At 70.2% G+C, this 18,464-nt stretch carries 14 protein-coding genes; 7 read left to right on the top strand and 7 right to left on the bottom strand.

Annotated elements, in window-relative coordinates:
- Nucleotides 1–19 precede the first annotated feature (19 nt).
- The 6 genes from ACRVYW_RS13250 to ACRVYW_RS13225 all read right to left on the bottom strand — a co-directional run bounded on the left by ACRVYW_RS13250 (nucleotide 20) and on the right by ACRVYW_RS13225 (nucleotide 8,575).
- Nucleotides 20–3,427 carry an error-prone DNA polymerase gene (locus tag ACRVYW_RS13250; protein WP_431805251.1) on the bottom strand — a complete coding sequence of 1,136 codons (3,408 nt, stop codon included), beginning with the start codon at nucleotides 3,425–3,427 and terminating at the stop codon, nucleotides 20–22.
- Entirely contained in the window at nucleotides 3,427–5,028 is a 1,602-nt protein-coding gene (locus tag ACRVYW_RS13245; protein ID WP_431805214.1) for a DNA polymerase Y family protein, read from the bottom strand. The genes ACRVYW_RS13250 and ACRVYW_RS13245 overlap by 1 nt, the downstream gene beginning before the upstream one ends.
- Nucleotides 5,025–5,753, bottom strand: coding sequence for a hypothetical protein (locus ACRVYW_RS13240; protein WP_431805213.1), 729 nt, complete (start codon nucleotides 5,751–5,753; stop codon nucleotides 5,025–5,027). Before ACRVYW_RS13240 ends, ACRVYW_RS13245 begins: the two co-directional genes overlap by 4 nt.
- A 150-nt stretch (nucleotides 5,754–5,903) precedes the next feature.
- Nucleotides 5,904–6,401 carry an HNH endonuclease gene (locus ACRVYW_RS13235; RefSeq protein ID WP_431805212.1) on the bottom strand — a complete coding sequence of 166 codons (498 nt, stop codon included), beginning with the start codon at nucleotides 6,399–6,401 and terminating at the stop codon, nucleotides 5,904–5,906.
- Nucleotides 6,402–6,677: 276 nt separating this feature from the next.
- Nucleotides 6,678–7,502, bottom strand: a complete 825-nt coding sequence (locus ACRVYW_RS13230; RefSeq protein ID WP_431805211.1) for a M23 family metallopeptidase — start codon at nucleotides 7,500–7,502, stop codon at nucleotides 6,678–6,680.
- A gap of 365 nt (nucleotides 7,503–7,867) precedes the next feature.
- Nucleotides 7,868–8,575, bottom strand: a complete 708-nt coding sequence (locus ACRVYW_RS13225; RefSeq protein WP_431805210.1) for an iron dependent repressor, metal binding and dimerization domain protein — start codon at nucleotides 8,573–8,575, stop codon at nucleotides 7,868–7,870.
- 110 nt (nucleotides 8,576–8,685) lie between these two features.
- Here ACRVYW_RS13225 and serC point away from each other — a divergent pair, with 110 nt between their 5' ends.
- The gene (serC, locus tag ACRVYW_RS13220; RefSeq protein ID WP_431805209.1) at nucleotides 8,686–9,804 is read left to right on the top strand and encodes a phosphoserine transaminase; all 1,119 of its coding nucleotides are present in this window, start codon (nucleotides 8,686–8,688) and stop codon (nucleotides 9,802–9,804) included.
- Between the two features lie 17 nt (nucleotides 9,805–9,821).
- Here serC and ACRVYW_RS13215 read toward each other — a convergent pair whose 3' ends face one another.
- The gene (locus tag ACRVYW_RS13215; protein ID WP_431805208.1) at nucleotides 9,822–10,463 is read right to left on the bottom strand and encodes a TetR/AcrR family transcriptional regulator; all 642 of its coding nucleotides are present in this window, start codon (nucleotides 10,461–10,463) and stop codon (nucleotides 9,822–9,824) included.
- 179 nt (nucleotides 10,464–10,642) lie between these two features.
- On the opposite strand from ACRVYW_RS13215, the gene ACRVYW_RS13210 reads away from it, so the two are divergent.
- From ACRVYW_RS13210 to ACRVYW_RS13185, 6 genes are all read left to right on the top strand, one after another.
- Nucleotides 10,643–12,304 carry an ABC transporter substrate-binding protein gene (locus ACRVYW_RS13210; RefSeq protein WP_431805207.1) on the top strand — a complete coding sequence of 554 codons (1,662 nt, stop codon included), beginning with the start codon at nucleotides 10,643–10,645 and terminating at the stop codon, nucleotides 12,302–12,304.
- A gap of 68 nt (nucleotides 12,305–12,372) precedes the next feature.
- Entirely contained in the window at nucleotides 12,373–13,197 is an 825-nt protein-coding gene (locus ACRVYW_RS13205; RefSeq protein WP_431805206.1) for an ABC transporter ATP-binding protein, read from the top strand.
- Nucleotides 13,194–14,006, top strand: coding sequence for an ABC transporter ATP-binding protein (locus tag ACRVYW_RS13200; RefSeq protein ID WP_431805205.1), 813 nt, complete (start codon nucleotides 13,194–13,196; stop codon nucleotides 14,004–14,006). Before ACRVYW_RS13205 ends, ACRVYW_RS13200 begins: the two co-directional genes overlap by 4 nt.
- Entirely contained in the window at nucleotides 14,003–15,097 is a 1,095-nt protein-coding gene (locus ACRVYW_RS13195; RefSeq protein ID WP_431805204.1) for an ABC transporter permease, read from the top strand. Before ACRVYW_RS13200 ends, ACRVYW_RS13195 begins: the two co-directional genes overlap by 4 nt.
- A gap of 3 nt (nucleotides 15,098–15,100) precedes the next feature.
- Complete coding sequence (locus ACRVYW_RS13190; protein WP_431805203.1) at nucleotides 15,101–16,132, top strand: ABC transporter permease; 1,032 nt, start codon at nucleotides 15,101–15,103, stop codon at nucleotides 16,130–16,132.
- Nucleotides 16,133–16,266: 134 nt separating this feature from the next.
- Entirely contained in the window at nucleotides 16,267–18,453 is a 2,187-nt protein-coding gene (locus ACRVYW_RS13185) for a glycoside hydrolase family 3 N-terminal domain-containing protein (RefSeq protein ID WP_431805250.1), read from the top strand.
- Nucleotides 18,454–18,464 lie beyond the last annotated feature (11 nt).

Genomic DNA, 18,464 nt, shown 5'->3' with positions numbered 1-18,464 from the left:
TTCCGCTCCCGCGGCTTCCTCAGCGGAAGTCGCGGGAGCGGTGCGTCACGCCCACTCTGAGATCCTCGAACGCGTCGGCCACGAGGTTCGTCACCCCTTCGGGCGAGCGTTCGAGGATGCCGCGCGCGATGAGCGCGGGCGCATCGCGCAGCACCCGTCGGTACCTGTCCCACGCGCCCTTCGAGCAGATCACGTTGACGAGCCCGTGCTCGTCTTCGAGGTTGATGAACGTGATGCCAGATGCCGTCGCCGGGCGCTGCCGGTGCGTGACGAGCCCCGCGACCTCGACGCGCCGCCCGACCTCGTGCTCCCGCAGCCCCCGCGAGGTGAGGACGCCCCGCGCGTCGAGCTGCGACCGGTAGTGGACGAGCGGGTGGTCGTCGGTCGAGATGCCCGTCGCCCAGAGGTCCGCTGCGAGCACGTCGTAGCTCGACGGGTCGGGGAACAGCGGCGGCTGCACCGAGATGAGCGTGCCGGCGAGGAACTCGGGGCGGTCCTTCGCCGCGTCTCCCGCGAGCCACAGACCCGCCCGCCGTCCGATGCCCATGCTCTCGAACGCCCCCGCCGTCGCGAGCGCCTCGACCTGCGCCTCGGTCGCGCCCGTCCGCCGCACGAGATCGCGCAGGTCGCGGAACGGCCCCTCCGCCGCGCGCGCCGCGACGATCCGCTGCGCGAGCGGCTGCCCGACGCCGGTGACCGCGGCGAGTCCCAGACGCACGGCGAACGCCCCGTCGCGCCGGTGCGCGGCCGACGCGTCGGGCGCGTCGCGGTCGAACGGGCCGACGGGCGGCTGGTGTCGGTGGGTGCAGGCGTCGCGTCCGGTAGGTGTCCTCTCTCCGTCCGAGATCGCCTCGAGCCCCGCGTCCGCCCCGGAGGCGTGGATGTCGGGGCGGAGCACCGTCACCCCGTGACGCCGCGCGTCGGCGGTGAGGGTCGCGGGCGAGTAGAACCCCATGGGCTGCGCGCGCAGAAGAGCCGCGAGGAACGCCGCCGGGTAGTGCAGCTTCAGCCACGACGACGCGTAGACGAGGAGGGCGAACGAGAGCGAGTGGCTCTCGGCGAAGCCGAAGTTCGCGAACGCCTGGATCTTCGCGTAGATGTCGTCGGCGACCTCTCCCACCAGGCCGTTCCGCTTCATGCCGGCGTAGAGCTTCGCCTTGACCGATTCGATGCGCTCGATGCCGCGCTTGGATCCCATCGCCCGGCGGAGCACATCGGCATCCTCCCCCGTGAGGTCACCGACCGCCATGCCCATCTGCATGAGCTGCTCTTGGAAGATCGGGATGCCGAGGGTCCGCTCGAGCACCGGCTTCAGCTTGTCGTGCGCGTACGTCACCTCCTCGCCCTGCACCTTCCGGCGCACGTACGGGTGCACCGCGCCGCCCTGGATGGGACCGGGCCGGATGAGGGCGATCTCGATCACGAGGTCGTAAAACCGTCGCGGCTGCAGGCGCGGCAGCAGCCCCATCTGCGCGCGGGACTCGACCTGGAACACCCCGATCGAATCGGCCCGGCACAGCATGTCGTAGACCGCCGCCTCTTCCTTCGGGATCGCGTCGAGCGACCACTCCTCCCCGGTCGCCCCGCGGATGAGGTCGAAGCAGTACTGGAGGGCCGCGAGCATGCCGAGCCCCAGCAGGTCGAACTTCACGAGCCCCATCCAGGCGGCGTCGTCCTTGTCCCACTGGATGACGGTGCGCCCCGTCATCCGCGCGTGCTCGATGGGCACGACCTCGCCCACCGGCCGCTCGGTGAGGACCATCCCGCCCGAATGGATGCCGAGGTGCCGCGGCGCCTTCATGAGCGCCGCGGAGTACTCCAGCACCCGGTCGGGGATGTCATGGGCACCGGCGACCGGGCCGTCCCACCGCTCGACCTGCTTCGACCAGGCATCTTGCTGCCCCGGCGAATGACCGAGCGCCTTCGCCATGTCGCGCACCGCGTTCTTGGGGCGGTACTGGATGACGTTCGCCACCTGCGCGGCGCGCTCGCGTCCGTACGTGTCGAAGACCCACTGGATGATCTCCTCGCGCCGGTCGGAGTCGAAGTCGACGTCGATGTCGGGCTCCTCCTCGCGCATCGCGGAGAGGAACCGCTCGAACGGCAGCTGGTAGAAGATCGAGTCGACCGCCGTGATGTCGAGCAGGTAGCAGACGGCGCTGTTGGCCGCCGAGCCGCGCCCCTGGCACAGGATGCCGCGGTGCCGCGCCTCGGCGACGATGCCGTGGACGATGAGGAAGTACCCCGGGAAGTCCTTCTGCTCGATGACGGCGAGCTCGCGGTCGATGCGGGCGCGGTCGGCCTCGGTGGCGTCGGGATACTTGCGGGGCACGGCGTCCCATACGAGCTTCCGCAGCCACGTCATCGGCGTGTGACCCTCGGGGACCGGGAGCTTCGGGAGGGCGGGCTTCGCGCGCCGGAGCGGGAAGGCGAGCTCGTCGGCCAGGGCGACGGTGCGCGAGATCGCTCCCGGGTAGCGGCGGAACCGCAGCGCCATCTCCGCCCCCGACCGCAGGTGCGCGCTCGCGTGCGCGGGGAGCCACCCGTCGAGCTCGTCGAGGCCCCGATTGGCGCGGACTGCGGCGACCGCCGCGGCCAGGTGCACCCGCTCGGGCACGGCGTAGTGCACGTTGTTCGTCGCGAGGATCGGCAGACCGCGGTCGGCGGCGAGCGCGGCGAGGATGTCGTTGTCGCGCGTGTCGGTGGGAGAGCCGTGGTCGATGAGCTCGACGTTCACGGCATCCGCACCGAAGAGGTCGACGAGCAGGTCGAGCTCGCGCGCCGCCGCGGCGGCATCCGGGGCCGCCCGGCCGCCGGCGCCGGCGAGCGCCCGCCGGACGGCGCCCTTCCGGCACCCGGTGAGGATCGCCCAGTGCCCCTCCGCCCGCGCGGCGAGGTCGGCGAGGTCGTAGCGGGGGCGGCCCTTCTCCCCGCCGGCGAGTTGCGCGTGAGTGAGGGCCGCGGCGAGACGGTGGTAGCCCTCCTCACCGCGGGCGAGGACGAGCAGGTGCTGCGCCTCAGGGTCGGGTGGGCCGCTGCGCGCCGGCGCGCGCGAGTACCCGTCGACCGAGAGCGAGAGCTCCGCCCCGAACACCGTCTTCACGGTCAGCTGCTCGGCCGCTTCGGCGAAACGGGCAATGCCGTAGAACCCGTCGTGGTCGCAGATCGCGAGGGCGTGAAGCCCGAGCCGTTCGGCTTCTTCGGCGAGCTCGGCGGGAGAGGAGGCTCCGTCGAGGAACGAGAACGACGAGTGCGCGTGCAGCTCGGCGTACGGCACCGCATCGTCGGGCCGCTCGATCGGGGGCTTCTCGTACTTCCCGCGCTTGCGCGAGAAGGCCGGCCCGTCGCCGCCGTCGGGTTCGGCGGAGCGCCCGCTGAGCACGCGCTCCATCTCCGACCAGGTCACCCCGGGGTTGTTGAAGCCCATCAGTCGTACACCCCCTCGGCGTGCCACGTCCCCTCTTCGCAGACGAGCAGCCACGCGCTCTGCGCCGCGTCGACGATCTGGAAACGGTGCGCGGTGCGGGAGCGTGCGGGATCCCACCCCCGCTCGATCACGGGCCACGGCCCCGCCCACTGCCGGATGCCGCGCTCCCGCCCCCCGACGCTGAAGCGCACCGGCTCGGCCGTCAGCTCGCCGCGCGTGCCGACGGCGACCATGTCGCCTTCCTCGTCGAGCACCGCGACCGGCACGGCTTCGGCGAACACGGTCGCAGGCAAAGGCCCGGGGAGGCTCCCCGGCCAGGGGCGGTCGGCGGTGGCCGCTGCGGAACCTGCCAGGGCCACGTCGACGTCTCCCCACGGAACGAGGTGCTGTCTTTCGGCGAGCCAGCGCCCTCCGCCGATCTCGGGAGTGAGCACTCCCTGATGCCCGAGCATCGCCTGCACGCGTGACAGGGCGTGGTGCACGCGCTCGTCAGGCCCGGCGCCGAACAGGCGCGCGGTGTGGTGCGCGGCGGCATCCACCCCGTCGGGTTCGATCCGGACGCTCGTGACGGCGCTGCGGAGCCCCCCGCGCCCCACCCCCTGCTCGGCGAGCTGCCAGCGCACGCGATCGACGACCGCTGCCGCGTCGAACGCCCCGGGGTGCAGCCACACCCGGTCGCTGCGGTCGCCGCGCTCGCCCGTGAGGACGACGCGGAGTCCCGTGCAGACGAGGTCGTGGGCGGCGAGGCGCGCGACGAACTCCTCGGCGGGCACACGCATGCCGAACGCGATCTGGTCGGCGAGGGCGACGGGCGGCTCGAACGCGATCTCGCGGTGCAGTTCGGGCGGGGGCGTCCGCACCGACACGGGGCGCGGGTCCTCCCCCGCCGCGAGGGCGTGCAGGCGCGCGCCCCGGGCGCCGAACCGTTCGGCGAGGCGTTCGGCGCCGAGCGCGGCGACCTCGCCGAGCGTCTGCACCCCGAGGCGGGCGAAGAGCCCCACCGTCTCGTCGTCGAGGACACCGACCGGCAGCGGCGCGAGGAAAGATGCCGCCCGCCCCGCCGGCACGATCCGCACCGGGTCGCTCGCCCGCGTGCCGCGGCGCGCCGCCTGCTCGGCGGTGAACGTGCCGTCGCCGACGCCGACGCGCACGTCGTCGACCCCGAGCCCGGCGATCGCCCCGGCGAGGACGGTCGCCGCGGCCGCCTCGCCCCCGTAGAACCGCGCCGGCCCCTTGGCGCGCAGGGCGCACATCCCCGGCGCGACCAGCTGCACCCCGGGTGCCGCCTCTTCGACCGCCGCGATCAGCGGCGCGAACGCGCGATGATCGCGCACCGGATCGTGCAGCACGACCTCGAGGTGCGGGCAGCGCGCCTGTGCGTCACGACGCCGCTGCCCCCGCCGCACCCCCTCGGCGCGGGCCGCGGGCGATGAGGCGACGACCATGCCCTTGTCGAACACGGCGATCGGCAGCTCCGGATCGAGCGGGTCGTCGCCGTCGCGCCCGAGCGCGACGATCGGCCAGTCCGGCACCCACACCACGAGGTGTCGCGGCGCGATGGCCGACGGGGCGGAAACGGAGGTGGAGGAGACGGCGTTCATCCGACGGCCCTCAGCCCGGTTCGAACCGGCGCCGCCGACGCACGTCCCGGCATCCCGCCCGCGGCGCCGGCGACGCCGCCCGCGGCATCCGGCAGCAGCACACGCCCCGTCCGCGGCACGGGGAAGCGGCGGCTCGTGACGGTGACGGTGAGCTCACGTCCTTCGAGGATGCCGTAGCCGTCGCCGAGGCCCGACCACGACGGGTCGCCCACATCGATCATCGCCTCCGTCTGCGGCCACGGCCCCTGCACGAGCAGAACCGCCTCGCGCTCGCGCATGCGGGCGGCGAGCCGGGAAATGTCGGCATCCTTCGCGCGTGCGGGCGGACGCACCGCGACCACCGGCAGCACATCGGCGACGGCGGCGGTCACCGCGAGCCAGCGCTCGCCCGGATCGGGCACCAGCACGAGGCGCGACAGGTCGACCCCCGCCGCGCGCGCCGCCTCGGCCCCGAGATGCGGCATGCCCACCGCCGCGCACCACGCGCCGTCCTGCGAGGGGCGGGCGAGCAGCGAGAAGAGGAGCGAGGTCGACCGCCCGAGAGAGTACGACGAGCCGGGGCGGAGCCCACCCCCGGGCAGAAGGGATGCCAGGGCCTGCGGCACCGGGAGCACGGGCACGTCGAGCCGCCGCCCCTGCAGGCGGTCGAGCTGCGCACGCAGAGCGGCCACCGTGTCGACGGTGGTGCCCGCCGCGCTCCGCGCCTCACCCATGATCGACCTCATCTCACCAGGCTAGAACTTCTGTTCTAGTTCTTCAATCCGGTGAGGTCGAAGATACGCTCGGCCTCCGACATCGTCCGCGGGAGGCCCGGGAGCCTCGGGCTGTGGGCGTTGGGCTGTGGGCGTCGGGCTGTGGGCGTCAGGCCGCGAGGGTCACGCGGCGAGCGAGAGGTACGGCTCCCAGGCCGGGTCGGAGCGCTCCGTGCCGCGCACGGTCCACTGCGCGCCGCGCGGCGGCTGCGGCACCCAGCGCAGCTCCCACCTCATCTCCTGCGGCGTACGGTCGCCCTTCACGTTGTTGCACCGCAGGCAGCACGCCACGAGGTTCTCCCACGAATCGGCCCCGCCGCGCGACCGCGGCAGGATGTGGTCGATCGTCGTCGCCGCCTTGCCGCAGTACCCGCAGCGGTGCGCGTCGCGACGCAGCACCCCGCGGCGCGTGACCGGCACGCGCCGCGCGCCCGGCACCCGCACGTAGCGGGTGAGGACGATCACGGCGGGGCGATCGGTGGCGCCGTGGAGGCTCCAGACGGGATTGTCGTCGATCCGCTCGATGACGGTCGCCTTCTCGTTCATGACGAGCACGAGTGCCCGCTTGAAGGAGACGACGGCGAGCGGCTCGTAGCCGGCGTTCAGTACCAGTGTGCGCATGCGGTCTCTGTCCTCTCGAACGGCACTGACGGCTTCAGTGGCCTCTCGGTGTGCGATCGCAGGAGACGACGGGGCGCACGGGCACGAAAAAAGGCGCTGTCGAAAGACAGCGCCTTGATCGCACGGCTCTCGCCGCGGCAGTCGTGTACGCGATGCCGAAGGACGTAGCGGCCGGATGCGTTCCGGCAGAGGGCATCCATGGTGCGGATGCGGGCTCCTGCGACGTCCATCGACTCCCCCTCGGCTTCTGCGAGCGTCGGGATCAGGCTAACGCAGTCAGTGCACGTTGGCCTGCAACCAGCTCTCCGCATTGGTCCACGCGCCGTTGACGTAGATCTCGAGGTGCAGGTGCGTGCCGTAGGCGCGACCGGTCTGACCGACCTGGCCGATGAGCTGTCCGGCGCTGACGGTCTGGCCGACCTCGACACGGCGGGTGCCGTAAGTCATGTGGGCGTAGAGGGAGGTGACGCTCTGTCCGCCGACGTTGTGGGCGATCTTGACGTAGACGCCCCAGCCGGGACCGTTCTCGCTCGACGCGACGACGACGCCGTCGGCGATCGCGTAGATCGGGGTGCCGCCGCCGACCATGTAGTCGGTGCCCTTGTGACCCGCGTACGGCGTGCCGAAGTTGTTGAACGACACGAGCGGACGGACGACCGACCCCGCGGGGGCGATCGACTCGGCGATCGCGCCGGTGAACGACGACGACGAGGACGAGGACGACGAGGCGACCTTGCTCGCCGCGGCGATGCGCGCGGCGGCGGCGGCCTTCGCGGCCTCCTCATCCTTCTTCGTCTGGATCTCTTCGGGCGTCGTCGCGCTGTAGCTGCCGCGGTCGAGCGCGGCCGGCGTCTCTTCCGACGCCACGACGAGTGACTGCGCGTTGTCGGCGGCCACCTGCTGCAGCGTCGTCACCGCGGCCTCGGCGGGAGCGGCGCCGCCCGTCGCGCTGAGCGCAGCGGGGACGGCGACGGTCGCGACGAGACCGGCCACGGCGGCGAGGGTCAGGATGCTGCGGGCGGGGTGCGGCTTGCCTGCCGCACGGCGCGCAGCCGCTCGCGAAAGGGCGGGGGCGGCTCCGGGCGCCGGTCGCGCGCTCACGGACTTTCGGGCGCGTCGCTGGGAAGAGGTGTTCGTCGCTTCGGATTCGGGGTTCTCCCGCGACGAGTCGAACGTGTCAGCCAATGGTCCTCCGGCGCCTCCGCATGCCCCCCGCGGGGGCGGGGGATCGTTGGTTCGTCGGCACTCGGTGTCGGGCACAGATGTACGGGTGTCACCGCGCGAACGACGAACCCATGAGGCAATTCGTGCGGAGATCCTTGGCGGGCTTCTCGCCAGTTGGACCTTTGCAGGCTACCCGAAGGTAACGAATATGTCACGCAGAGACCGGCGCGCCCAGGTCTTTTCCACGGGATGCCCAGAATCTCGCCCCGGGGATGTCGCCGAATCGAGCGACCGCGAACGGGTCAGACCTGCGGTGCGGCATCCACCAGGAACAGGTGCGAGGCGACCTCGATGGGCAGTTCGATGCCCTCGTCCTGGCCGTCCATCTGCACGAGCACGTACCCCTCGCTGAAGCGGAAATCGCCGCTCGCGCCGGGGACGACGCCCGCATCGCGCAGTTGGGCGAGCAGCTCCGGGTCGACCTGCACGGGCTCGGCGAGACGACGGACGGTGCCGGTCACCGGTGTGCCGACCTCGTTGAGGAGACGGACGAGACCCACGACGCCCTCGTCGAACGTGCGCGCGGGGACATCGCCGAGCTGGTCGAGACCGGGGATCGGGTTTCCGTACGGCGACTCGGTCGGGTGGCCGAGAAGCTCGAGCAGGCGACGCTCGACGAGTTCGCTCATGACGTGCTCCCACCGGCACGCCTCGTCGTGGACGTACGCCCAGTCGAGACCGATGACATCCGAGAGCAGGCGCTCGGCGAGGCGGTGCTTGCGCATGACGTCGACGGCCTTCTGACGCCCGTCGTCGGTGAGGGCGAGCGAACGGTCGTCGGTGACGACGACGAGACCGTCGCGCTCCATGCGCCCGACCGTCTGCGACACCGTGGGGCCGGAGTGGCCGAGGCGCTCGGAGATGCGGGCGCGCAGGGGCACGATGCCCTCCTCCTCGAGTTCGAGGATCGTGCGCAGGTACATCTCGGTGGTGTCGATCAGGTCGGTCATGGATGCCTCGGTGGTGCGTCGGAGCGCGGTGCGGGGGTGGACCTCCAGCCTATCCGTTTGTGACGGCCCGGCGGCGGAACGCCCCCGCCCGCACCCCTACAATCGGACCCATGGCCCACGTCACGCTGCCCCGCGAGATCCTGCCCACCGACGGACGCTTCGGCTGCGGACCCTCGAAGGTCCGCGCCGCCCAGCTCGCCGCCCTCGCCGGGCCCGGTTCGGTCCTCATGGGCACCTCGCACCGCCAGGCCCCGATCAAGAGCCTCGTCGGCCAGGTGCGCATGGGCCTCTCCGATCTCCTTCGCCTTCCCGACGGGTACGAGATCATCGTCGGCAACGGCGGCTCGACCGCGTTCTGGGATGCCGCGGCGTTCGGCCTCATCGAGAAGCGCGCGCAGAACCTCGTCTTCGGCGAATTCGGCGGCAAGTTCGCCGCCGCGGCCGCCGCCCCCTGGCTCGAGGCCCCCGACGTCCGCAAGGCGGAGCCGGGCACGAGCACGGTCGCCGAGGCCGTCGCGGGCGTCGACGTCTACGCGTGGCCGCACAACGAGACCTCGACCGGCGTCGCCGCCCCCGTCACCCGCGTGCGCGGCGACGAGGGCGCGCTCACCGTCATCGACGCGACGAGCGCCGCCGGCGGCATCAACGTCCGCATCACCGAGGCGGACGTCTACTACTTCGCCCCGCAGAAGAACCTCGGCTCCGACGGCGGCCTGTGGTTCGCCGCCGTCTCCCCCGCCGCGATCGAGCGCATCGAGCGCGTCGCCGCATCGGGCCGGTACATCCCCGAGTTCCTGAGCCTGAAGAACGCGCTCGACAACTCGCGCCTCAACCAGACGCTCAACACCCCCGCCGTCGCGACGCTCTTCCTCCTCGACAAGCAGCTCGAGTGGATCAACGAGAACGGCGGGCTGGGCTGGGCATCCTCGCGCACCGCGGAGTCCTCGTCGGTCCTCTACGACTGGGCCGAGTCGGTGCCCTACGCGACGCCGTTCGTCGCCGACCCCGCAGACCGCTCGCCCGTGGTCGTCACGATCGATTTCGACGAGGGCGTGGATGCCGCAGCCATCGCCTCGAGCCTCCGCTCGAACGACATCGTCGACATCGAGCCGTACCGCAAGCTGGGGCGCAACCAGCTGCGCATCGCGACGTTCGTGTCGATCGAGCCCGACGACGTGCGTCAGCTCGTCAAGTGCATCGAGTACACGGTCGAGGGCCAGCGGGGCTGACTGCCGCCGGATGCTCCTCAGCCGTCCGCGTCCAGCGGCGACGACTGCGGAGAGAGCACCGCTGAGACGATGGCTTCGATCGCGAACTGCGATGCGCGACCGAGATCGATAGACCGGCGATCGAGGAGCCACTGCACCTGGAGGCCGTCCATGACGGCGAGGATCGCCGCCGAGGCATCCGCCACCTGCTGTGGATCGTCGATCCCGCGCTCGGCGCAGACCACCGCGAACGCCTCGGCGACTTCGGCGCGCAGCGTGGCGTAGCGCTCCTCGAAGTACGGGCGGCCGGGGTGGTCGTCGGTCACCGACTCTGCGGAGAGCACGGCGTACGCCTGCACTATTCCACCCTGGTCGGCGTTCTGGAACGCCGTCTGCACGAGGTGGCGGAACAGCGGCATCCCGTCGGGAATGTGCTGACCGTCGAGGTGCGCGACGTCGGTCGCGTCGCGATGGGCGAGAACAGCGAGGAGGAGCTGCTCCTTCGAGCCGAAGTGGTGCAGGATGCCGGCGTGGGTCATGCCGACCTGATCGGCGATCTCCTGCAGCGTCCCTCCTGCAAAGCCCTTGGCGCCGAAGATGTCCACCGCCGCGTCGAGGATCTCTCGACGGCGGACGAGCGTCTCGGGGCGTGAGCGCGGCTGACGTCGCGTCGCGGTCATCGTCGCCCTCCTCTCGTCGCGGCGGGTGCGAGTCTATCGACCCCGATCGGCTCGTCTGTGCGACCACTTGCCTACTTGCTTACTTGATTGTAAGTTAAATCCGCAATCACACTCAGCGCCGAGGTGACGATGTCCTCTTTCGTCCGGCGGCTATGAGAGTCCACAACGAAGGAGAAGCAATGAGGCTCAGAACCTCCCTCGCTGCCGTCGGTCTGGTCGCGGCCCTCGCCCTGACCGGATGCGCAGGCAGCGGCAGTTCCGAGGGCGGTGCGTCCGGCTCGGGCGCAGCGCTCACGATCGCCAAGCCCGACGGCGCGATCACCACGGAGTCGAACAATCCCTATCTCGGCGACTCGTCCGCCTCGAAGTACGGCTACGCGAAGGTCATCTTCGAGTCGCTCGCACTCGTCAATCCGACGGGCGATCTCGGCACGACGCCGTGGCTGGCCAAGTCGGTGGAGTGGAACGACGACTACACCCAGCTGACCGCGGTCGCCCGCGACGGCGTGACGTGGAGCGACGGCGAGGACTTCACCGCCGAGGACATCGCGTTCTCGTTCAACCAGGTGCTCGACGGCAAGCTCAACGACACGAACGCGTTCGGCCTGAAGGACGTGACCGTCGACGGCGACACCGTCACGATCGAGTTCGACAGCTCGAAGTACACCGCGCAGGCCCGCGTGCTGCACTTCCCGATCGTGCCCGAGCACATCTGGAAGGACATCTCCGATCCGAACACCGACCCCCTCACGGCCGAGGGCACCGCGGTGGGCACGGGCCCGTACGTCCTGAGCAACTGGTCGACCGAGTCGGTCACTCTCACCGCCAACGACGACTACTGGGGCGGCGACCTCGCCGTCCCCGAGCTGCACTACGTCTCCTACGGTGACAACGCCGCACTGACGACCGCCCTCGTCTCGGGCGAGGCCGACTGGGCGCAGGCGTTCATCCCGCAGATCGATAAGAGCTTCCTCGCCGCCGACGAGCACAACCAGTTCCTGGTGTCGCCGACCGCGGGTGCAGCGACGCTTTTCATGAACCTGCAGAAGAAGCCGTTCAACAACGTCGCGCTGCGCGAGGCGCTCGCGTGGACGATCGACCGCCAGGCGTATGTGGACATCGCCCGCGAAGGCGCGAGCCAGGCGATCTGGAGCCCGACGGGTCTCGGCGAGATCCTCGACAAGGAGATCCTGCCCGACTACCAGGGCAAGGAGTACAAGGTCGACATCGACAAGGCGAAGCAGATCCTCACCGACGCGGGCTACACGTGGAACGGCTCGGACAAGCTCGTCGACCCCGACGGCGAGGTCGTGACATTCTCCGTGTCGGTTCCCGCCGGCTGGAGCGACTGGAACACCGAGCAGTCGCTGCTGGCCGAAGAGCTCGACAAGGGCCTCGGCATCGAAGTCAAGATCGACCAGCCCGACTGGGGCGGCTGGGACGCCGCCCGCCAAGAGGGCACGTTCGACATGATCATCCACTGGCTGGAGGACACCGGCAACGCGTACGGCCTGTACACCTCCACGATGGACCCGAAGTGGATCGTCGACGGCAAGGCGCAGTTCAACTTCGGTCGGTTCGACGACCCGGCGGTGACAGAAGCGCTGAACACCTACGCGAACGCCTCGTCGGACGATGAGCGCCAGGGCGCCCTCGCCGTGATGGAGAAGGCGTTCGTCGAGAACGTCCCGGCCATCCCGCTCGGCGCGCACCCGCTGCTGGGCGAGTTCAACACGCGCAACTACGTGGGCTGGCCGTCGGAGGACGACCAGTACACCTCGGGTGACCCGACCCAGCCGGGGATCGTCCAGGTTCTCACGAAGCTGAAGCCGGCCAACTGATCGGACTGCGGGGGCGGGCGGCCGCCCGCCCCCGCAGCACGGCGATCATCACGAAAGCACGCACCCACATGCCTGAACACCTCCTGTCGATCAGAGACTTCTCCGTCGTATACGACGTCGATCCCCCTGTCGAAGCCGTCAAGAACGTCACCCTCGAACTGCGCCGCGGCGAGATCCTCGGTCTCGCCGGGGAATCCGGCTGCGGGAAGACCACCCTCGCCTACGGCATCCAGCGCCTGCTCAAGGCCCCCGCCGTCATCGAAAGCGGCTCGGTCGTCTTCCACGACGCCTCGGGAGAGAACGTCGACATCAACGGGCTCGACGTCGAGCAGATGCGGCGCTTCCGCTGGGACAAGATCTCGATGGTGTTCCAAGGGGCGATGAACGCGCTCAACCCGGTCGCTCCCATCGGCGACCAGCTCGAAGACGTCTTCATCGTGCACCGCCCGGAGATGACGTCCAAGCAGCGTCGCACCGAGATCGCCGAGCTTCTCGAGATCGTCAAGGTCGGTGCGGAGCGCGCCCGATCCTACCCGCACGAACTCTCCGGCGGAATGCGCCAGCGCGTCATGATCGCCATGGCACTCGCGCTGCGGCCCCAGCTCATGGTCATGGATGAGCCGACCACGGCGCTCGACGTTCTCGTGCAGCGGGAGATCCTCCGTCAGATCTCCCAGCTGCGCCATGAGTTCGGCTTCTCGGTGATCTTCATCACCCACGATCTGCCCCTGCTCCTCGAGATCAGCGACCGCATCGCCATCATGCGCGAAGGCGAAATCGTCGAGCTCGACACCGCCGAGCACATCTGGACGGATCCGCAGAACGACTACACGAAGACGCTGCTCTCTTCGTTCCCGCGCCTCACCGGCGAGAGAGGAGTGGTGGCGCGATGACCGTGCTGGAGTTCTCCCACATCACCAAGACCTACAACGTCCGCGGAGCGGGCCAGATGAAGGCGCTCGACGACGTCTCGTTCACCCTGCGCTCCGGGCAGACGATCGGGCTCGTCGGGCAGTCCGGCAGCGGCAAGTCGACGATCGCGAAGATCCTGACGCAGCTCGAACGCCCCACGAGCGGCGAGATCCTCCTCGACGGGTCCCCCATCCCCCGGCGCGGCCGCAGCCTCCGCCGCTACCGTCAGCAGCTGCGCATGGTGTTTCAGGACCCGTTCGCCTCGCTCAACCCGTATCACTCGATCCGCTACCACATCGAGCGGCCGCTGCGCCTCGACGACGTGGTCCCGTCGAAGGAGGTCGAGACAGAGGTGCGCCGATTGCTGGAGCGGGTGCGGCTGAGCCCGGATGCCGTGACCGACCGCCGTCCCCACGAGCTGTCGGGCGGCCAGCGCCAGCGCGTCGCGATCGCCCGCGCCCTCGCATCGCGCCCGCGACTGCTCGTCGCCGACGAGCCGGTCTCGATGCTCGACGTCTCCATCCGTCTCGGCGTCCTCAACCTCCTCGCCGATCTGCAGCGCGAAGAGGGGCTCGGGGTGCTCTACATCACACACGACCTCGCCACGGCGCGCCACTTCAGCGACGAGATCATCGTCCTGAACCAGGGCCGCATCGTCGAGCAGGGGCCTGCCGACGACGTCATCCTGAACCCGCAGCACGCCTACACACGCGAGCTTCGCGCCGCATCCCCCGACCCCGAGAAGCACTTCGCCGCCGCGGCGACCCACGACTCCGGAGGCACCCGATGAGCACCATGGAGACACCCCTCCTCGAAAGCGCCGAGAATCCCGACGCCGCCGACGCGCTCGAGGTCGGCACGACAGCGACGAGAGCGGCGAAGGGACGCACGCGCGTTCCCTGGCGGTTCCTCGGCAGCCGGGCGCTGTTCTACCTGTTCACCCTGTGGGCGGCCATCACCATCAACTTCTTCCTCCCCCGGATGATGAAGGGCGATGCCGTCACCGCCTACCTCTCCCGCAACAAGAACGTGAGCCCCGAGGCGGCCGACGCCCTGCGCGCGATGCTGGGGCTCGACACCGATGCCTCGCTCTGGCAACAGTACGTCGACTACTGGGCACACCTGGTGCGCGGCGACCTCGGCGTCTCGCTCCTGCGCGGACTCCGGCCGGTCACCGAGGTGATCGCGCAGGCGCTGCCGTGGACGATCGGACTGGTCGGGATCGCAACGATCCTGTCGTTCGCGATCGGAACGGTCGGCGGCGCGCTCATCGGGTGGCGCCGCGGCAGCCGTGCCGACGTGTTCATCCCGATCACGACCTTCCTCAGCACGATCCCCTACTTCTGGCTCGGCATGCTCGCGATCGCCGCGTTCGCGGTCAACCTGAGGTGGTTCCCGATCGGCAAGGCGTACGGCGTGGGCATGTCTCCCGAGTGGTCTTGGGAGTTCATCGGCTCGGTCATCCTGCACGGCACGCTCCCCGCCGTCACCATCGTGATCGCCTCACTCGGCGGATGGATGCTCGGCATGCGCAACATGATGCTGACCGTGCTCGACGAGGACTACATCATGGTGGCGCAGGCCAAGGGCATGCCGGAGCGTCGCGTGCTGTGGGCGTACGCGGCCCGCAACGCCGTCCTCCCTCAGATCCAGAACTTCGCCCTGTCGATCGGTTTCATCGTCGGCGGCACGATCGTCATGGAGATGGTCTTCAGCTACCCCGGAGTCGGGAAGCTGCTGCTCGATGCCACCAATGCGAAGGACTACGCGCTCATGCAGGGCGTCTTCCTCGTCATCACCGTGTCGGTGCTCGTCGCGAACATCCTCGCCGACATCGCCTACGCGTTCCTCGACCCGCGTACCCGTCAGACGGAGGTCTGAGCCATGACCGTGCCCCCGACCGCGACCGTCACCGAGGCGGACACGACTCCCCCGCCGGCGACCACGAAGAGCTTCGGTGCCCGCATGGGCGAGGCGTTCGCGATGTTCCGCAACGGCAAGTCGATCACAGGACTCGTCATCCTCGCCGTGTTCGTCTTCGTCGCGATCTTCGCCGATGTGCTCGCGCCCTACTCCCCCACCGAGGTGAACAACGCGGCGCGATTCCAGCCGCCCTCGCCCGAGCACTGGCTCGGCACGACCCACATCGGCGAAGACGTTCTGAGCCAGGTCATCCACGGGACCCGCGGCGTCATCGTGGTCGGCTTCCTGGCCGCCGCGATCGCAACGGTCATCGCCATCACCGTCGGCGTCATCTCGGGGTACCTGAGCGGCTGGAAGAGCGAGTCCCTCTCGGCCCTGACGAACGTGTTCCTCGTCATCCCCGGCATCCCGCTCATCATCATCGTCGCCTCGATCTTCGAGGACCCGCCGCTGTGGGCGATCGCCGCCGTCCTGGGGCTGGTCGGGTGGGCGTGGGGCGCACGCGTGCTGCGCGCCCAGACGATGTCGCTGCGCAATCGCGACTTCGTCCAGGCTGCGAAGGCGAACGGCGAACCGCTCCGCCGCATCATCACGGTGGAGATGCTCCCGAACCTCATGGCGCTCATCGCGGCAAGCTTCGTGGGCACCGTCACCGCGGCGATCCTCGGGCTCACGACCCTGTCGTACATCGGCGTCATCCCAGTCAACACCTACAACTGGGGGACCATCCTGAACTGGGCCTCCGCGCAGGGCGCGTTCCAGCAGAACCAGTGGTGGTGGTACCTGCCCCCGGGGCTGTGCATCGCCGCGATCGGCGTCGCCCTCTCCCTCATCAACTTCGGCATCGACGAGTACGTCAACCCGCGCCTGCGCTCCGCCGGCGAGCGGGCCCGCGCACTCCGAAAGAAGGGGCTCAGCACCACGTCGACCGTCACCGCGGTCCGTGCCCGCTCCGCCGTCTCTCCCCGCCCCGACAAGGAATCCGTTTCGTGACCACCACCGCACAGCCCACCACCACCGCACAGGCCACCACCACACAGGCCACCACCGCCGCACAGAGCACCACGTCAAAGGGCACCGAGCCCTATCTCGACGCGACGCTCCCCGTCGCCCAGCGCGTCGCCGACCTGCTCGGACGCATGACGCTGCCCGAGAAGGTCGGCCAGATGATGCAGTCCGACGCGCGCGAGGACCTCACCGAGATCGTGTTCGAACGTCACGCCGGTTCCATCCTGCACACCTCTCCCGAAAAGGTGCTGCGCGCCGCCGAGCTCACCGCCCGGACGCGGTTGCGCATCCCGCTGATCGTCGGCGAGGACTGCATCCACGGGCACTCGTTCTGGGAGGGCGCGACGATCTATCCCACCCAGCTCGGCATGGCCGCCTCGTGGGATCCGGAGCTCGTCGAACGGGTCGCGCGCGCGACCGCGATCGAAGTGGCGGCCACCGGCATCCACTGGACCTTCTCGCCCGTGCTCTGCATCGCGCGGGACCTCCGCTGGGGACGCGTGGACGAGACGTTCGGGGAAGACCCGTTCCTCATCGGCGAGCTCGCCGCCGCGATGGTACGCGGCTATCAGGGCGAGGGTCTGGCCGACGAGACGGCGATCCTCGCAACCGCGAAGCACTTCGCCGGCTATTCGGAGACGCAGGGCGGGCGGGATGCCACGGAGGCCGACATCTCGCGCCGCAAGCTGAGGTCCTGGTTCCTGCCGCCGTTCGAGCGCGTCGCCCGCGCCGGGTGCGCGACCTTCATGCTCGGCTATCAGACGACCGACGGCGTCCCGATCACCGTCAACGACTGGCTCCTGAGCGACGTCCTGCGGGGCGAGTGGGGCTACACCGGCGCGCTCGTGACCGACTGGGACAACGTCGGTCGGATGGTGTGGGAACAGCGGGTGCAGCCCGACTACGCCCACGCGGCGGCAGCCGCGGTGCGGGCCGGCAACGACGTCGTCATGACGACGCCCGGCTTCTACGAGGGCGCGCTGAAAGCGGTCGAGGACGGCATGCTCGACGAAGCCGACATCGACCGTGCCGTCGCCCGAATCCTGACGCTCAAGTTCGAGCTGGGTCTGTTCGAGAACCCGCGGATGCCGGACATGGCTCGCATCTCGCAGGTCGTCGCCGCGCCGGAGCACACGGCCCTCAACCTCGAGATCACGAGGCGCTCCCTCGTGCTGCTGCGCAACGACGGGACCCTGCCTCTCGCGCCCGCGTCGGCGCCGCGGCGGATCGCCGTCGTCGGCCCCCTCGCCGACGACGCGCAGACGCAGCTCGGAGACTGGGCGGGATCGTCGGGACAGGTCGACTGGCTGCCCGACGGACAACCGCGCGCGCAGATCACGACCGTGCTCGACGGGCTCCGCGAGCTCGCAGCCGCCGACTGGACGGTCACCCACCGCGCGGGCGCCGACATCCTCCACCTCGTCGACGACCCCGCGGGTGCGCTCTTCCCCGACGGACAGCCTCGGCCGAAGATCGTCGTTCCCGCCGAGCCCGACGACGCGCAGATCGCCGATGCGGTCGCTGCGGCGCGGGATGCCGATGTCGTCGTCGCCGTCGTCGGCGACCGCATCGAGCTCGTCGGCGAGGGACGGTCGACCGCGACCCTCGAACTCATCGGCGGGCAGCGCGCGCTGCTCGAGGCGCTCGCCGCGACCGGCACGCCCCTCGTCGTGGTCCTACTCGCCTCGAAGCCGCTCGTCCTGCCGCCCGCGGTCGCCGACGCGTCACTGGTGTGGGTCGCGAACCCCGGCATGCAGGGGGGACGAGCGATCGCAGAGCTGCTGCTCGGGCAGATCGAGCCTCGGGGCCGTCTCCCGATCTCGTTCACCCTCCACGCGGGTCAGCAGCCCACGTACTACAACCAGATCCGTGGTCAGCACGGTGACCGGTACGCCGACCTGACGCAGCGTCCGCCGCACGCGTTCGGCGAGGGACTGTCGTACTCGACCGTCGTCTACGGCGAACCCGAGATCGAGGTTCCCCTCCTCACGGCGGCCGACACCGTGCGTGCTCGGGTCGCCGTGCGCAACACCGGAAGCCGGCGAGCGCACGAGGTCGTGCAGGCGTACGTCCGCGATGCTGTGACCTCCGCCAGCTGGGCCGACAAGGAGCTCAAGGCCTACGCCCACGTCGAACTCGCCCCCGGCGAGGAGCGCATCGTCGAGATCATGGTTCCCGTCCGCGACTGCTCGATCGTCGACGCACGAGGCGAGCGCGTCGTGGAGCCGGGTGACTTCGACCTGCTGATCGGCCCGTCGTCGCGCGACGAGGTGCTTCAGGCGGTGCGGTTCACCGTCACCGGCTGACCACGACACGG

It is taken from the genome of Microbacterium sp. bgisy203 (genome assembly GCF_965345155.1).
Classification (GTDB): domain Bacteria; phylum Actinomycetota; class Actinomycetes; order Actinomycetales; family Microbacteriaceae; genus Microbacterium.
The sequence above is the reverse complement of the archived record's forward strand: the minus strand, read 5'-3'. Positions and strand labels throughout refer to the sequence as shown.

Excerpts from the sequence above, each read along its gene's own strand:
- ACRVYW_RS13250 (WP_431805251.1), bottom strand. The coding sequence starts at position 3,427 with ATGGGCTTCAACAACCCCGGGGTGACCTGGTCGGAGATGGAGCGCGTG.
- ACRVYW_RS13245 (WP_431805214.1), bottom strand. The coding sequence starts at position 5,028 with ATGAACGCCGTCTCCTCCACCTCCGTTTCCGCCCCGTCGGCCATCGCG.
- ACRVYW_RS13240 (WP_431805213.1), bottom strand. The coding sequence starts at position 5,753 with ATGAGGTCGATCATGGGTGAGGCGCGGAGCGCGGCGGGCACCACCGTC.
- ACRVYW_RS13235 (WP_431805212.1), bottom strand. The coding sequence starts at position 6,401 with ATGCGCACACTGGTACTGAACGCCGGCTACGAGCCGCTCGCCGTCGTC.
- ACRVYW_RS13225 (WP_431805210.1), bottom strand. The coding sequence starts at position 8,575 with ATGACCGACCTGATCGACACCACCGAGATGTACCTGCGCACGATCCTC.
- serC (WP_431805209.1), top strand. The coding sequence starts at position 8,686 with ATGGCCCACGTCACGCTGCCCCGCGAGATCCTGCCCACCGACGGACGC.
- ACRVYW_RS13215 (WP_431805208.1), bottom strand. The coding sequence starts at position 10,463 with ATGACCGCGACGCGACGTCAGCCGCGCTCACGCCCCGAGACGCTCGTC.
- ACRVYW_RS13210 (WP_431805207.1), top strand. The coding sequence starts at position 10,643 with ATGAGGCTCAGAACCTCCCTCGCTGCCGTCGGTCTGGTCGCGGCCCTC.
- ACRVYW_RS13205 (WP_431805206.1), top strand. The coding sequence starts at position 12,373 with ATGCCTGAACACCTCCTGTCGATCAGAGACTTCTCCGTCGTATACGAC.
- ACRVYW_RS13200 (WP_431805205.1), top strand. The coding sequence starts at position 13,194 with ATGACCGTGCTGGAGTTCTCCCACATCACCAAGACCTACAACGTCCGC.
- ACRVYW_RS13195 (WP_431805204.1), top strand. The coding sequence starts at position 14,003 with ATGAGCACCATGGAGACACCCCTCCTCGAAAGCGCCGAGAATCCCGAC.
- ACRVYW_RS13190 (WP_431805203.1), top strand. The coding sequence starts at position 15,101 with ATGACCGTGCCCCCGACCGCGACCGTCACCGAGGCGGACACGACTCCC.